This window comes from Amycolatopsis sp. NBC_01286 (assembly GCF_035982555.1).
Taxonomy (GTDB): domain Bacteria; phylum Actinomycetota; class Actinomycetes; order Mycobacteriales; family Pseudonocardiaceae; genus Amycolatopsis.
Map to the genome: position 1 here is coordinate 2397475 of NZ_CP108428.1, position 14718 is coordinate 2412192.

12 protein-coding genes are annotated in these 14718 nt (G+C 71.7%); 7 read left to right on the forward strand and 5 right to left on the reverse strand.

The features are described 5' to 3' along the window. Window positions 1-22: 22 nt before the first annotated feature. The 5 genes from OG570_RS11620 to OG570_RS11640 all read left to right on the forward strand — a co-directional run bounded on the left by OG570_RS11620 (window position 23) and on the right by OG570_RS11640 (window position 6200). Window positions 23-481 carry a MarR family winged helix-turn-helix transcriptional regulator gene (locus OG570_RS11620; protein ID WP_326945364.1) on the forward strand — a complete coding sequence of 153 codons (459 nt, stop codon included), beginning with the start codon at window positions 23-25 and terminating at the stop codon, window positions 479-481. Then, window positions 471-1688, forward strand: a complete 1218-nt coding sequence (locus OG570_RS11625) for an MFS transporter (RefSeq protein WP_326956496.1) — start codon at window positions 471-473, stop codon at window positions 1686-1688. The genes OG570_RS11620 and OG570_RS11625 overlap by 11 nt, the downstream gene beginning before the upstream one ends. Before the next feature lie 94 nt (window positions 1689-1782). Further along, complete coding sequence (locus OG570_RS11630; protein ID WP_326956497.1) at window positions 1783-3828, forward strand: PhoX family protein; 2046 nt, start codon at window positions 1783-1785, stop codon at window positions 3826-3828. Between the two features lie 87 nt (window positions 3829-3915). Then, complete coding sequence (locus tag OG570_RS11635; protein ID WP_326956498.1) at window positions 3916-5526, forward strand: DUF7850 domain-containing protein; 1611 nt, start codon at window positions 3916-3918, stop codon at window positions 5524-5526. Next, the gene (locus OG570_RS11640) at window positions 5523-6200 is read left to right on the forward strand and encodes an SDR family oxidoreductase (protein WP_326956499.1); all 678 of its coding nucleotides are present in this window, start codon (window positions 5523-5525) and stop codon (window positions 6198-6200) included. Before OG570_RS11635 ends, OG570_RS11640 begins: the two co-directional genes overlap by 4 nt. Window positions 6201-6355: 155 nt before the next feature. Here the strand turns inward: OG570_RS11640 and OG570_RS11645 are convergent, their stop codons facing one another. Genes OG570_RS11645 through OG570_RS11655 form a run of 3 tightly spaced genes read right to left on the reverse strand, consistent with a single transcriptional unit; the run spans window position 6356 to window position 10136 of the window. Then, window positions 6356-7663 (reverse strand): amidohydrolase family protein, encoded by a 1308-nt coding sequence (locus OG570_RS11645; protein WP_326956500.1) that lies wholly within the window; start codon window positions 7661-7663, stop codon window positions 6356-6358. A 23-nt stretch (window positions 7664-7686) separates the two neighbouring features. Next, on the reverse strand, window positions 7687-8340 hold the full coding sequence (locus OG570_RS11650; RefSeq protein WP_326945358.1) for a response regulator transcription factor: 654 nt from the start codon (window positions 8338-8340) through the stop codon (window positions 7687-7689). Continuing rightward, window positions 8337-10136, reverse strand: a complete 1800-nt coding sequence (locus OG570_RS11655) for a sensor histidine kinase (RefSeq protein WP_326945357.1) — start codon at window positions 10134-10136, stop codon at window positions 8337-8339. Before OG570_RS11655 ends, OG570_RS11650 begins: the two co-directional genes overlap by 4 nt. 172 nt (window positions 10137-10308) lie before the next feature. On the opposite strand from OG570_RS11655, the gene OG570_RS11660 reads away from it, so the two are divergent. After that, complete coding sequence (locus tag OG570_RS11660; RefSeq protein ID WP_326945356.1) at window positions 10309-11010, forward strand: ABC transporter ATP-binding protein; 702 nt, start codon at window positions 10309-10311, stop codon at window positions 11008-11010. After that, on the forward strand, window positions 11007-13256 hold the full coding sequence (locus tag OG570_RS11665) for an FtsX-like permease family protein (protein WP_326956501.1): 2250 nt from the start codon (window positions 11007-11009) through the stop codon (window positions 13254-13256). The genes OG570_RS11660 and OG570_RS11665 overlap by 4 nt, the downstream gene beginning before the upstream one ends. A gap of 101 nt (window positions 13257-13357) precedes the next feature. Here OG570_RS11665 and trmB read toward each other — a convergent pair whose 3' ends face one another. Both trmB and OG570_RS11675 read right to left on the reverse strand, forming a co-directional pair. After that, window positions 13358-14029 (reverse strand): tRNA (guanosine(46)-N7)-methyltransferase TrmB, encoded by a 672-nt coding sequence (gene trmB, locus OG570_RS11670; RefSeq protein WP_442788312.1) that lies wholly within the window; start codon window positions 14027-14029, stop codon window positions 13358-13360. Between the two features lie 44 nt (window positions 14030-14073). Next, window positions 14074-14625, reverse strand: a complete 552-nt coding sequence (locus tag OG570_RS11675; protein WP_247063827.1) for a hypothetical protein — start codon at window positions 14623-14625, stop codon at window positions 14074-14076. Window positions 14626-14718: the final 93 nt, after the last annotated feature.

The window sequence follows — 14718 nt, forward strand, 5'->3', positions numbered from 1 at the left end:
TAATATTTGTTAGCATGGCTAAGTGACTTCCCCGATCGCCGATCTCGCCCACCGGCTGCGGCCGCTGGTCTTCCGGCTGTACCACCAGGTGCGCCGCCAGACCCCGCAGCTGACGCTGACCCTCACCCAGGGGTCGGTGCTGAGCGAGCTGGTCAACGGCGGGCCGCGGCGGATGAGCGCGCTGGCCGAGTTCGAGAAGGTGAAGCTGCCGTCGATGACCGACGTCGTCAGCCGCCTCGAACGGCTCGGGCTCGCCACCCGCGCGCCGGACCCCGCCGACCGGCGGGCGGTGCTCGTGGACGTCACCGACGAGGGTCGTCGCTTCTACGCCGAGATGGTCACCGCCCGCGAAGAGTTCCTTCGCGAACGCCTGATCGCGATGGACGACGCCGACCGCGCCGCGATCGAAGCCGCCCTGCCGGCTCTCGCCAAGCTACTCATCGACACGAAGAAAGAAGCACTGATCAGTGATGAGCGCTGAACACCACTCGAGCCTGCTGGACGCGGTCAAGGGCCAGCCCAAGCAGGTGTGGATCACCGCGTTCGCCGCGGTCATCGCCTTCATGGGAATCGGTCTCGTCGACCCGATCCTGCTGTCCATCGCCAAGGGCCTGGACGCGACGCCGTCGCAGGTCACCCTGCTCTTCTCGTCCTACCTCGGCGTCCAGGTCATCGCGATGCTGGTCACCGGCGCGGCGAGCGCGAAGTTCGGGCCGAAGCGCACGGTGCTCGTCGGGCTGACGCTGATCGTCGCGGCCACCGCGCTGTGCGCGGCCGCCGGCTCGATCGAGCAGCTCGTCGGGCTGCGCGCGGTCTGGGGCCTCGGCAACGCGTTCTTCATCGCGACGGCGTTGTCGGTGATCGTCGGCGCCGCGACCGGCGGCCAGTCCGGCGCGATCCTGCTCTACGAAGCCGCGCTCGGTGTCGGCCTGTCGGTCGGCCCGCTGCTGGGCGCCCTGCTCGGCAGCATCTCCTGGCGCGGCCCGTTCGTCGGCACGTCGATCCTGATGGCCGGCGCGCTCGTGCTGTGCGCGATGTTCCTGAAGGGCGACAAGCACGAGAAGCGTGATCCGATCAAGCTGCTCGACCCGCTTCGCGCGTTGAAGCACACCGGCCTGCTGCGCACGTCGGTCGCTTCGGCGCTTTACACCGCCGCGTTCTTCACGGTGCTGGCCTGGTCGCCGTTCGTCCTCGGCTGGAGCGCCATCGCCGTCGGCCTGATCTTCTGCGGCTGGGGCCTGTGCGTCGCCGTCGCGGGTGTCGCGCTCGCGCCGCGGCTGGCCGCCAAGCTCGGTGAGCGTCACGCCGCGGCGGCCGCCGTGTTCGGGTACGCCGTGCTGATGCTCGTGCTGGCCGTGCCGAGCAAGCCGGTGCTGGTCGTCGGGATCATCGTCTCGGGGCTCGTGTCCGGGCTGCTGAACACGCTGTTCACCGGCACCGCGATGTCCATCAGCGACGCGCCGCGCCCGGTCGCCAGCGCGGGGTACAACTTCTGCCGCTGGCTCGGCGGTGCCGTCGCGGCGACGCTGGTCGGGCACGTGGCCGAGTGGTTCGGTTCGCCGCAGGCGCCGTTCGTCGCCGCCGCGGTGCTGTGCGTCGTCGCCGGTGGCCTGCTCTCGCTGCGGGAGAAGAAGGCGGACGCGCACGCCGTGCCGCAGGAAGCCGCGCTCGTCGGCGAAGAGTTCTGACGAAGGCCAGTCCGGCGTTCACTCGAATGTCTGTATTGACTGGTTTGGGAGACTTACGGTCGGTTCGTTCCCGAACTCCCACCATGGAGGCCTCGTGCCCGACCGTCTGCTCCCGCTCTTCCCCGCCCACCCCGGCGGCCGCTCCTCGGTCACCTGCGAATACCGCTGCGGCAACGCTTGCGCGCACCCCGAGCCGAACGAGTCCGGGAACGCGTACTTCGGTGACGTCGTCAAGGACATCTCCCGCCGCCGGGTCTTCAAGGCGGGCGCCGTGATGGCCGCCGCGGCGGGCGGGTTCGCCGCGCTCTCGGGGACGGCGTCAGCTTCGAAGCCGCGTCCGGCGCCCGGAACCGACTTCGACCCCGTCCCGCCGAACAAGCTCGACGCGGTCGTCGTCCCGGACGGTTACGCGCAGCGCGTCGTCATCCGCTGGGGCGACCCGGTGGTGCCGGACGCGCCGAAGTTCGACTTCACCAAGCAGACGGCGGCCGCGCAGGCGAAGCAGTTCGGCTACAACAACGACTTCGTCGGCGTGATCCCGCAGGACGCGCTGGGCCTGAACAACTTGCTCGTGGTGAACCACGAGTACACCGCCGAGGTGCACCTCTTCCCGGCCGACCAGTACGACCCGGCGAACCCGACCGAGGAGCAGGTGAAGATCGCCTGGGCGGCGCACGGTCTTTCGGTGCTGCAGGCCCGGCGCGACCCGGTCCGCGGCGGCCTCGAGGTCGTGCCGAGCCGGTTCGCCCGCCGGATCACGCTCGACACCGTCTTCGAGGTCCGCGGGCCGGCCGCCGGTTCGAAGTACCTGAAGACGTCGGCCGATCCGAGCGGGCGCAAGGTCCGCGGCACGCAGAACAACTGCTCCGGCGGCGTGACGCCGTGGGGCACCGTGCTTTCCGGCGAGGAGAACATCCACCAGTACTTCGCGAACTCCGAGTCGGTCACCGACCCGGTGGCGGCCGCGAGGCTGAAGCGGTACGCCATCGGCACCGGCGCCAGCACCCGCAAGTGGGAGCGCTTCGACAAGCGCTGGGACGTCTCGCAGGAGCCGAACGAGCCGAACCGGTTCGGCTGGGTCGTCGAAATCGACCCGAACGACCCGCACTCGACGCCGGTCAAGCACACCGCGCTGGGCCGCTTCAAGCACGAGGGCTCGAACATCAAGATCACCGCCGACGGCCGGGTCGCCGCCTACTCCGGGGACGACGAACGTTTCGAGTACATCTACAAGTTCGTCTCCAAGGGCAAGTACAAGCCGGGCAAGAGCGCGCACGCGCGGCGGCACAACTCGGCGCTGCTCGACGACGGCACCCTGTACGTCGCGCGCTTCACCGGCGACAGCCCGGCGTCCGAGATCGACGGCACCGGCAAGCTCCCGGCCGACGACGAATTCGACGGCACCGGCGAGTGGCTGCCGCTGGTGAGCGGCGACAAGTCCTTTGTGGACGGATTCACCGCCGAGGAGGTCTACGTCTTCACCCGGCAGGCCGCCGACCAGGTGGCCGCCACGAAGATGGACCGGCCCGAGGACATCGAGCCGAACCCGGTCACCGGCCGGATCTACGCGGCGCTGACCAACAACAGCGACCGCGGCGCGGCGGGCAAGGCGGGCGTCGACGAGGTGAACCCGCGCGTGGCCAACCGGAACGGGCAGGTGCTGGAGTGGGCGGAGGCCCGCGGCGACGCCGCGTCGACGACGTTCTCGTGGCGGCTGCTGCTCGTCTGCGGCGACCCGGCCGCCGCCGACACGTACTACGGCGGCTTCGACAAGAGCCAGGTCAGCCCGATCTCCTGCCCGGACAACGTGGCCTTCGACCGCCACGGCAACCTCTGGGTCTCGACCGACGGCAACGCGCTCGGCGCGAACGACGGCCTGTTCTCGGTGCCGGTGACCGGCCCGGAACGCGGCCACGTCAAGCAGTTCCTGTCGGTGCCGCCCGGCGCCGAGACGTGCGGCCCGAACGTCACCGACCACGTCGTCCTCGTCGCGGTGCAGCACCCGGGTGAGAACGCGGCGAGTTCGGCGACTCCGACGTCGCACTGGCCCGACGGCGGCACCGCGCAGCCGCGGCCGTCACTCGTTTCGGTGTGGAAGAAGGGCCGCTTCGGGCGGCCCGGCCGCATCGGCGAGCGCTGACGCAGCGGGCTCGCGCCGGCCGAGGTTCACCCTGAAGGGGACCGCTCTCGGCCGGTGCGGGCCCGGGCCCCGCGCCATAGTCGGGGGGTGATCTTCTCGGCGCGCGCGATGGCAGTGGCGATGGCGGTCTCGGGCGCGGCGGTGCCCGTGGCCGCGGCTTCCCCCGCGGACCCGCCCCCGGCCTGCGGCGGCGTCGCGGCGAACCCGAGCGTCGAAACGACGGCGGCGAACGGCGCGCCGGACGGTTACGTCTTCACCCCGGCCGCGCCGGTGCCACCTGGGACACCGGCCGCGAAGCAGCCGAAGCTGCTGACCGACCAGGCGTACGCCGTCGACGGCCGGCGGTCCGCGGTGATCCAGACGCCGGACGGCAAGGCGAGCACCGCCTACCAGACCGAGAAGTTCGTGGCGGGCGGCGTTTACACGCTCAGCGTGTCGACCGGCGCCGCGCTGCCGAGCGCGAACCCGGCCACCGGCCTGCGGTTCTACGACGCGACCGGCGCCCAGGTGCTGGAGAACAAGCTCGTCGCCGACCACAACGCGAGCGACGGGCACCTCGCCGAGCAGGACTTCCCGGCGTCAACCGCGCCGGCCAAGGCGTCGGCGGTGAAGTTCTTCGCCACGACCAGCGCGGAACGGCTCCGCTGGGACTGCGTCGTCGTGCAGCTCGCGGCGTACTCGGTGAAGAAGGAAGTGCAGAACCCGGCGACCGGCGCGTGGGGCCCGTTCGCGACGGTCACGGCGGGCGAGACCGCGCACTACCGCGTCACCGTGACGAACGACGGCACGCAGGACCTGACCGGGATCACCGTCCAGGACCCGTGGTGCGCCACGCCGTTCGCGCCGTTCACGCTGGCCGCGGCCGCGAACAAGCAGCTGACCTGCGACCACCCGAACCTGACGGTGGCCGATACCGGGCACGTCAACACGGCGAAGGTCACCGGCGTCCACTACCCCGGCGGCACGCTGGGCGACAAGACGTCGTCGGCGACGATCACCGTGGTCCCGCCGCCGGCGATCGCCAAGATCGGCGACTTCGCCTGGAACGACCGCAACCGCGACGGGCTGCAGGATCCGGGCGAGCCCGGCGTCGCGGGCGTGAAGGTGACGTTGAAGGACGGAGCGGGCGGCACGGTCGGCACCGCGACGACGGATGCGAACGGCAAGTACGGCTTCGAGAAGCTGAAGGACGGCACCTACCAGGTCTGCTTCGCCGTTCCGGCGGACTTCACGGTGACGCGCAAAGACGCCGGCAACGACGACCAGGACTCCGACGCGGATCCGGACGGCTGCACCGCGCCACGCACCCTGGGCGGCCCGAAGCGCGAGGACTTCTCGGTGGACCTCGGCCTGGCCCCGCCGACGAACCGGATCGGCGACTTCGCCTGGACCGACACCGACGGCAACGGCCTCCAGGACGCGGGCGAGCCGGGACTGGCCGGGGTGAAGGCGGTGCTGAAGGACGGCACGAGCGTCGTCACCGGCCCGGACGGCGCCTACGCCTTCACCGGCCTCGAAGACGGCACCTACGAGGTGTGCTTCACGGCCGACGGGCACACGCCGACGAAGAAGGACGCCGGTGACGACACTCGCGACTCGGACGTGGACCCCTCGGGCTGCGCCTCCCGGACACTCGGCCCGGGCAACCGCGACGACCGCACGGTGGACGCCGGGTTCGTCGTTACGGTGGGGGCATGACGGATCTTCCCCTGGCCCTCGTGACCGGAGCCTCGCGCGGAATCGGCGCGGCGGTCGCCCACCAGCTCGCCCCGACGCACCGCCTCCTCCTCGGCGGCCGCGACGAGGACGCACTGGACGCACTGGCGAAGGAACTGCCGGGCGCGACCCCGTGGCCGGTGGACCTGACCGACCAGGCCTCCCTCGAACGGGCCGCCGCGGACATCGCGTCCCTGGACGTCCTGATCCACTCGGCCGGAGTGGCCCGCCTGGGCCGGGTCGAGGCCACACCCGCCGACGCGTGGCGGGAGAACTTCGAGGTCAACACCGTGGCGGTGGTCGAGCTGACCCGCCTCCTGCTCCCGGCCCTGCGAGCGGCCCACGGCCACGTCGTGGTGATCAACTCGGGAGCGGGCCTGAACGCCCGCCCGGGCTGGTCCCCGTACGCGGCGAGCAAGTTCGCCGTCCGCGCCTTCGCCGACGCCCTGCGCGAGGAGGAACCGGACCTGCGCGTGACGTCGGTCTACCCGGGCCGCACGGACACGGAGATGCAGCAGAAGATCTTCAAGGGCGAAGGCCGCGAGTACGACACGTCACACCTGCTGAAGGCGGACTCGGTAGCCACGGCGGTGGTCACGGCGGTCTCGGCAACCCCGGACGCCCACGTAACCGAGGTCATCCTCCGCTCCCGCTGACCAGGCGGCCCCCCACCCGCCCCAGGGGGGCTGCCCCGTGTCCAGTCTATCGGTGGCGGCCGACAGACCAGGCGTTTCGCGGCCTCACGGCCCGGGTTGTCCACATCCAGCGGGGGCTGTGGACAACCCCGCTTAAGGCCTGCAACTCGCGTGCGTCAAGCCCGCAGCCGGGCCGCGGTTTCGGCTACGGCGGCCTGCACCTTCGAGCGGTCCACCCGCAGCGACTCGCCGTCGGCCACCACCTGCTCGCCCGCTACCCACACGTCCCGGACCCGGCGGGAGCCCGCCGCCCAGACGAGGTTCGACAGCAGCTGGACGTCCGGGACGTCCAAGCCGCACGCGAATGCCGGGTCGTCCAGGTCGATGTGGACCAAGTCGGCCCAGCGGCCCGGCTCTAGTGCGCCGATGTCGTCACGGCCCAGGGCCGCGGCGCCGCCGCGAGTCGCGAGCAGGAACGCGTCCGCCGCCGTCAGTACCGTCGAGTCGCCCGTCGCGAGGCGGGCGAACATCGCCGAGAGCTGCAGTTCTTCCCACAGGTCGATGTCGTCGTTGGACGCCGGGCCGTCGGTGCCGAGGCCGACCGCGACGCCCGCCGCGCGCAGCTCGGCGATCCGCGCGATGCCCGAAGCCAGCTTCGCGTTCGAACCCGGGCAGTGCGCCATACCGACACCGTGCGCGGCGAACAGCGCGATGTCCGCGTCCGACAGGTGGATCGCGTGCGCGGCCAGCACCCGGCCGTCCAGCATGCCGAGCTTGGCCAGGAACGCGGGCACCGAGCCGTGCACTTCGCGAACCGCAAGGTCCTCCGCCGCCGCCTCGGCGATGTGGATCTGGATCAGCGCGCCACGTGAAGCAGCCGACTCCGCCGTCGCGCGCAGGCCCTCCTCCGACAGCATGTACGCGGAGTGCGGGCCGTAGCCGAGTTCGACGCGGTCGCCCGGGCCGAAGCGCAGGCCGTCCGCGTCGATCCAGCGCTCGATCGCGGCCAGCTGGGCGCGCCAGTCGAGGCCCGGCAGCTCCATCACCGGCGGCGCGACCAGCACGCGCCCGCCCGTCGTGAGGACGGCGTCGACCAGCTGCTCGCCTTCGAAGTACATCTCGGCGCTGGTCGTGACGCCGTGACGCAGCATCTCGACCGAGCCCAGCAGCATGCCGGTGCGGACGTCTTCGGGCCGCAGCTTCGCCTCGGCGGGCCAGATGATCTCGTTGAGCCACGGCAGCAGCGGCAGGTCGCCGCCCATGCCGCGCAGCAGCGTCATCGGGCTGTGCGCGTGCGTGTTGATCAAGCCGGGCAGCAGGATGCCGGTCAGGGTGGTGACCGGTGCGGCGGACTCGGGGGCGGTGGCCACCGGTCCGCAGTACGAAATTCGCCCATCGGTGTCGACATCGACGACCGCGTCGCGCAGGAGTGAACAGGACGGGTCGGCGGGGAGAACGACAGGAGCGTGGAAACGGCGTTGCATGTCGGGATACTACGCACCCGGAATTACGAGACGACTCCGCTCCGCCACGCCCAAGCCGCGATCTCCACCCGGTTCCGCGCGCCGATCTTGCCCTGCACCGACGCGAGGTGCGTCTTCACCGTCGAGAGCGACAGGTAGAGCTCCGACCCGATCTCGGTGTTCGTCAGCCCGCGCGCGGCCGCCTTCACGACGTCCATCTCGCGCGCGGTCAGCGGCTCGGAAGGCGGCTTGACCTGCGGTTTCGCTGGGCCGCTGCCGTCGAAGTGCTTGAGCAGCCGGACGGTGATCTGCGGCGACACCAGCGCGTCGCCGCGGTCGGCCGCGCGGACTGCCTCGATCAGCAGCGCCGGGCCGGCGTCCTTCAGCAGGAAGCCGGACGCGCCGTTGCGCAACGCCGTGTGCACGTACTCGTCGAGGTCGAAGGTGGTGACCACCACTACCTTCAGCGGGTCGGTGACGTCCGGGCCGGCCAGCTGCCGGGTGACCTCGAGGCCGTCGAGGCCGGGCATGCGGATGTCGAGCAGGCAGACGTCCGGGCGCAGTTCGCGGGCCTTCGAGACCGCCGAGACGCCGTCCGCGACGTCGGCGACGACCTCGATGTCGTCGTGGGAGTCCAGGATCATGCGGAACCCCATCCGCACCATCTCCTGGTCGTCGGCGATCAGTACCCGGATCACTCGTCCCCTTCCGCTTCTTCCGTGGCGGCCAGCGGCAGCCAAGCTTCGACGCGCCAGCCGCCGTCCGGGCCGCGCCCGGCCGAGAGCCGGCCCTTCAGCAGCGCGACGCGTTCGCGCATGCCGACCAGACCGTAGCCGCCCGAGCCGCCGGCGGGCCGGTGCGTGCGCTCGCGCCCGTTGTCCGTCACCCGCAGGTGCAGTTCCGTGCCGTTCGCCTCGGCGAGCACGAACGCGTCGGTTGCGTCCGCGGCGTGCTTGCCGACGTTCGTCAGCGACTCCTGCACCAGCCGCAGCGCCGAGCGGCCGACCTCGTGCGGCAGGTCCGGCGGCAGGTCGAGGTGCATCGACGTCGGCACGCCGTGGTTGGCGCCTTCGACCAGCTTCCGCAGGTCGGCGCCGAGATCCGTGGTCGCCTGCTCGCTGAACTCGCTCGACCCGGCGGGCGCGTCGCCGCGCATCGAGCGGACCAGCCGCCGCATCGCCGCCAGAGCCTCGACGCCGGCGTTCTCGATCCGGCCCATCGCCTCGACGGCGATCTGCGGGTTCTTCTCGGCCATCATCCGCGCGGCCTGCGCCTGCACCACGATCCCGGTGACGTGGTGGGCGACGACGTCGTGCAGCTCGCGGGCCAGCGCCATCCGCTCGGCGGTCTGCGCCTCGGACACCGCGGACTGGACGACCGTGGTGCGCTCGGAGTCCCGCGACCGCAGCATCAGGCCGACGGCGATCGAGATGCCCAGCATCAGCGCCGCGGCGAAGGCCAGGATCGACAGCGTTTGCGGGTCGGTCTGCAGGTTGCCGGCGGGCTGGTTCGAGTTGACGATCGCCGCGAGCGCGACGACGGCCGACAGCACGGCCACCCGGGCCCACGAGGCGCTCAGCCCCCGGGCGCGGGTCAGGGTGACCACCACGCCCATCCCGGCGATGACCTGCACGAACGGCACTCCGCCGGGCATCGGGTAGGAGCTGCGCAGCTGCAGCAACGGCGTGATGACCGCGGAGAGCAGCAGAACCCCGGCGATGGCGAGGACCGCGTCCGCGGGCCGCCGCGGCGACAGCACCGCGATGACGGCCGCGACGAGCGAGCAGAACAGGATCGGGAAGCCGCGGGCGGTGCTGGAGTACGTGTAACCGAACTCGAAGATGAGCGCGAACCCGAGCAGCCCGATCAGCGGCCACTGCCCCATCGCCAGCTCGTTGACCCGGCGCAGCTTGCGCGTCCGCGGATCGGCCTTCGGGCCGCGGTCGCGGATCGCGATGGCGGGCACCACCGCGCCGGCGAGCAGCAGCACGCCGAACAGCAGGGCCTGGTAGAGCGATCCGCCGTCCAGGTCGCCGACGCCCCGGTAGCGGCCGAAGACCGCGACCAGGCACCCGACGACCAGGGCGCTGACCACGCAGAACGCCACGCCCGCCCGCGCCCGGCGAGTCACGTAGTAGAGCATCAGCTCCCCCGCCACGATCTCGGTGATCGTCACCTTCGGCAGCACGCTCGAGTACGGCGGGATGTGGAACGCGTGGATGAAGAGGGTGGAGAACACCAGCACGGCGGCACCCGCCGCACCGGCGACGGCGGCCCGCTTCTGGGCCCAGAGGGCACAGGCCACCATCGCGAACATGCCGGGCAGCAGCCCGAAGTCGACGAAGCGCGAGCCGTGTTCGTCGAGTGCGGCCTGTGTTGTGTAGACGAGGTCGAAGAGCAGCGCGGCGAACAGCACGGCCGCGGGCACACCGATGCGCCGCACCAGGGCGGCGGTGCGGGTGTAGAGGGTGTTCGGCGGAGGCGCGGCGGTCACAACGTGACGTTAGAGGATCCGCGGGCGTCCGCACCTTGGCCGAGTGGCTCGCGCTCCCTCGGCCGATCGGCCGATGCGGGCGGGCCCGTGACTGGCCGTCTGCCCGAAGTGGACATCCCTTGCTCTCGGCGAAGCTCAGCGGCATCAAGATCCGACCGACAGGGAGAACCTCGTGGACCCGAACACTCCACAGTGGACCGATGGCCCGGTGTTGTCCGGCCGTGGGCTCGTCAAGCGCTACGGCGCGCAGTACGCCCTGGCCGGCATCGACATCGACATCCAGCCGCGGGACGCCGTCGCCATCGTCGGGCCGTCGGGCTCGGGCAAGACGTCGCTGCTGCACGTGCTGGCCGGCATCCTCCGGGCCGACGACGGGCAGATCTTCCTGGCGGGGCAGCGGATCGACCACCTCGGCGAGAAGAAGCGCAGCGAGCTGCGCCGCACCGAGTTCGGTTTCGTCTTCCAGTCCGGGATGCTCGTCGCCGAGCTGTCGGCCGAGGAGAACGTCGCGCTGCCGTCGCTGCTGGCCGGGCTCGGCCGCAAGGAGGCCATCGAGGCCGGGCGCCAGTGGCTTTCGCGGCTCGGCCTGGCCGGCAAGGAGCGCCGCCGTCCCGGCGAGCTGTCCGGCGGTGAGGCCCAGCGCGTCGCCATCGCGCGGGCGCTCACCCACCGGCCGAAGGTGATCTTCGCCGACGAGCCGACCGGCGCCCTTGACACCCGCACCGGCCGCGACACGATGGACGCCCTGCTCGGCGCCGCCCACGAGACGGGCGCCGCGGTGATCGTCGTGACGCACGACCGCGAGCTGGCCGAGTCGATGCCGAAGACCGTCGCCATCCGGGACGGCCTGATCGCCACGAGGCTCGCGGCATGAACTCGCTGCAGATCGCCCTGCGGGTGCTGAAGGTCGACCGGCGGACCCGGACGTCGGCGATCCTCACCGCGGTCGGGGTGGCCGTCGCGACCGGGCTGGTGCTGCTGCTGGCGACGCTGCCGTTCGCCACGGTGCAGCGCGAGGAACGCGCCCTCTGGCAGGGCGACCAGTTCTACAGCCGCGGTTCCGACACCCCGGCCAAGCTGGTGTACTCCGCCTCGAAGGACTACTTCGACGGCAAGCAGATCATCCGCGTCGACGTCGCACTGGCGCCCGGCGCCACCGCGGCCGGGCTCGAGCTGCCGCCGGGGGTGCCGCAGCTGCCCGGGCCGGGCGAGACCGTCGTGTCGCCCGCGCTCGGCCGGTTGCTGCAGAGCAACTCCGCCGCGCAGCTCGGCGACCGGTTCGGCAAGCCCGTCGGCGCGCTGGGTGACGACAGCCTGCGGTTCCCCGAGCAGCTCGTCGCGCTCACCGGGCACACGGCGGACCAGATGCCGGAGGCCTCATCGCAGCTCGCCGAGTTCCCGAAGGGTGCGGCGCGGCCGGACGGCCTGCTGATGCTGCTGTCCTGGGTCGGCATCATCGTGCTGCTGGTGCCGAGCCTGGTGCTGGTCGCGTCGTCGGCGCGGCTGACCGCGGCCCGGCGCGAGCGGCGGCTGGCCGCGCTCCGGCTGGCCGGCGCGACGCCGGGGCAGGTCACGAACATGGTGGCCGCCGAGACGACGTTGTCCGCGGGCATCGGCGCGCTGCTCGGCCTGCTGCTCAGCCCGGCACTGCGCGGCCTCGCGTCGTTCGTGCCCTGGGCGGGCGGCACCTGGCAGGCGGCCGACTTCACGCTGCCGGTCGGCCTGACGGTGCTCATCGTCGTGGCGATCCCGGTGCTCGTGGTGCTGGCCGGCGTTCTCGGCCTGCGGCGGGTGCTGAAGAACCCGCTGTTCGCCACCGGCGGGCACACGAAGAAGCCGTTGCGCTGGTGGCGGCTGCTCGCCCTGCCCGCGGCCGGGCTGTTCTTCCTCTACGCGGTGTCGACCTCGGGTGACTCCGGCGGCATCGGGATGGTCATGGTGGGGCTGTTCCTGCTGGTCGGCTCGGCCGCGATCGTCGGGCCGTGGGTGACGTCGGCGGTGGGCGGCACGTTCGTCCGGATCTGGCGGCGGCCGTCGTCGCTGCTCGCCGGCCGTCGCCTGCGTGACGACCCGAAGAGCGCCTACCGCGCGTCCGCCGGGATCGTGCTCGCGGTGTTCGCCGGGTCGATGGCGCTGACGCTGCTGCCGACGTTCGAGTCGATGGCGGGCGGCGGCCGGTCCTTCCAGGACTCCGTGCTCTACGTCGACACCGACGGTCAGCACGCGAGCAAGATCGTCGAGCAGGCCAACGGCTCGCTGCAGAAGTACGGCCAGTCCGAGAAGGCCGTCGCGGTCGGGCAGGTCTACCTGGTCCAGGGCGAGGGCTCGCACCGCACCGGCAACCGGGCGCTGGTGATGAGCTGCGCGGACGCGGTCAAGCTGACCCGCTTCGGGCTCACCGCGGAGAACTGCACGGGTGGTCCGGCCGTCTTCGGCGACTCGGCGCTCGACCTGGCGCAGTACAAGATCGCCGACGACTGGGACGGGGCGGCCGTGGCCGTCAAGTCGGGGACGCGGACGGAAGCCGTCCACCTGCCGGACTCCGACCTGGCCGGCACGTCGATCATCGACCCGGCCGCGCTGCCGGACGGCCTGGCGCGGAAGTACGTCACCGTGGTCGCGCCGACCACCGACGCCAACCGCGAGATCGTCCGCACGGCGCTGGTCGCGCCGGCCGCCGGCGAGGAGATCGGCAGCCGCGACCAGTACCTGTTCAACCAGCAGACCGAGCTCGGTGACCTGCGCCGGGTGACCGTGATCGGGCTGCTCGCGGCCGGTGTCCTGGCCGGGTGCAGTGCCGCGGTCGCGACCGCCGGCTCGGTGATGGACCGCCGCCGCACCTTCGGCGCGCTGATGGCCGCCGGCACGCCGGTGCGGGTGCTGTCGAGGGCGCTGCGGATGGAGGCCGCGCTGCCCGCATTGGTCGCCACCATCGGTGCGGGAATCGTCGGGGTACTCGTCGGTGTTGGGCTCTACAGCATGGTCGATCCACGCGGGATCGTGCTGAGTCCGTGGCTCCTGGCGCCGGTGGTGCTGGGGGTCGGTGTGGCCCTGCTCGGCGCGTCGGTCTGCACGCCCGCCCTCAAGCGGGTCCAGGCCGAGCCGCTGGCCGAGGAATAGGACGTTCGCCCTTCTGTCGGGGGAGGGGCGAGCACCGGGGGTAGTGAGCTGAAGGGGACCTTTCTCCGCGGGGATCCGGGGAGAGGTCCCCTTCAGCGTTTCTAGCGCTTCTCGAAGATGAGGTCGTGCGAGACGCGGCCGTCGACGTCGGCGCGCTGCTCGAACTTGGTCACCGGCCGCCACTCCGGGCGCGGCGCCCAGCCGTCGTACCGGTTCTTCAACGCCGGCTCGGCGGAGCAGACCTCGAGCATCTGCTCGGCGTAGTTCTCCCAGTCGGTCGCCATGTGGAACGTCCCGCCGGGCGCGAGCCGCGACGCCACGAGCGCGGCGAACGACGGCGACACGATCCGCCGCTTGTGGTGCTTCTTCTTCGGCCACGGGTCCGGGAAGAACAGCCGGACGCCGTGCAGCGTCCCGGGCTCGACGTGCTCGGTGAGCAGCACGACGGCGTCACCGTGCAGCAGCCGCAGGTTCTCGACGCCCAGCTTTTCGGCGCGCAGCATCAGCTGGCCGAGGCCCGGGTCGTAGACCTCGACGGCGACGTAGTTCAGCTCCGGCGCCGCGGCGGCCAGCTGCGACGTCGTCTCGCCCATGCCGGAGCCGATCTCGACCAGCACCGGCGCCTCGCGGCCGAACCACGCGCCGAAGTCCAGCGTCCCGGCGGGCAGCTCGCCCACCGTGCGGCCGACTTCAGGCCACAGCTCGTCCCACGCGCGTTGCTGCCCGACGGTCATCCGGCCACCGCGCTTGACGTAGCTGACGACGCTGCGCAGCCGTCGACTGTCCTCGTTTTCCACCAAGCGAGGCTAACCGGTGGTCACCGAGCGGCTTCGAACTCCCCGAGCCGGGACCGCAGGCCGGCCAGTCCGGCGACCGGGATCGGGTCCGGCGTCGGCCCGGTGTGCGCCGGGAGGACGTCGATCCAGCCGCCGTGCCGATCGGTGTTCATCACCGTCGTGGGAATCGCGTGTCCCGATTTCCCGCGTTCGGACGGCATGAACTCCCAGTAGCCCGATTCGCCGTCCGCGGCCCAGGGGACGAATTCCCAGCCCGGCCGCCTGCCGAGCAGTTGCGCGATGCGGTCCTCGACGCGGAAACCCTGTTCCCGGGAATCGAGCTTGCCGTCCGCGACCGCGCGCAGCCACCACGGCGCGGGGATCGGTCCGGCCATCCCGGCCGACGCGCGGAACAGCGCCAGCACGCTGTCCTCGGGCGCGCGATGCACCCAAGCACGGCGAAGTTCCGCGGGCGTGCCCGCCGCCATGGCGTTCTGCGGGAGTTCGATGGCCCGCGACCATTCAAGATCCAACATGGGTTCGAGCCGCGGTGCGTCGTCTTCGACGCGGGCCCGGGGAATCGTGCTGCCCAATTCTTGACCGGTGTCCACCGCCAAGGATCACCTCCAGGGGAGCTCAGACGGGTCCGGTTCACTCACTTACGAATATTGCCTGGTCATAGCATT

Excerpts from the sequence above, each read along its gene's own strand:
- OG570_RS11640 (WP_326956499.1), top strand. The coding sequence starts at position 5,523 with ATGACGGATCTTCCCCTGGCCCTCGTGACCGGAGCCTCGCGCGGAATC.
- OG570_RS11645 (WP_326956500.1), bottom strand. The coding sequence starts at position 7,663 with ATGCAACGCCGTTTCCACGCTCCTGTCGTTCTCCCCGCCGACCCGTCC.
- OG570_RS11625 (WP_326956496.1), top strand. The coding sequence starts at position 471 with ATGAGCGCTGAACACCACTCGAGCCTGCTGGACGCGGTCAAGGGCCAG.
- OG570_RS11665 (WP_326956501.1), top strand. The coding sequence starts at position 11,007 with ATGAACTCGCTGCAGATCGCCCTGCGGGTGCTGAAGGTCGACCGGCGG.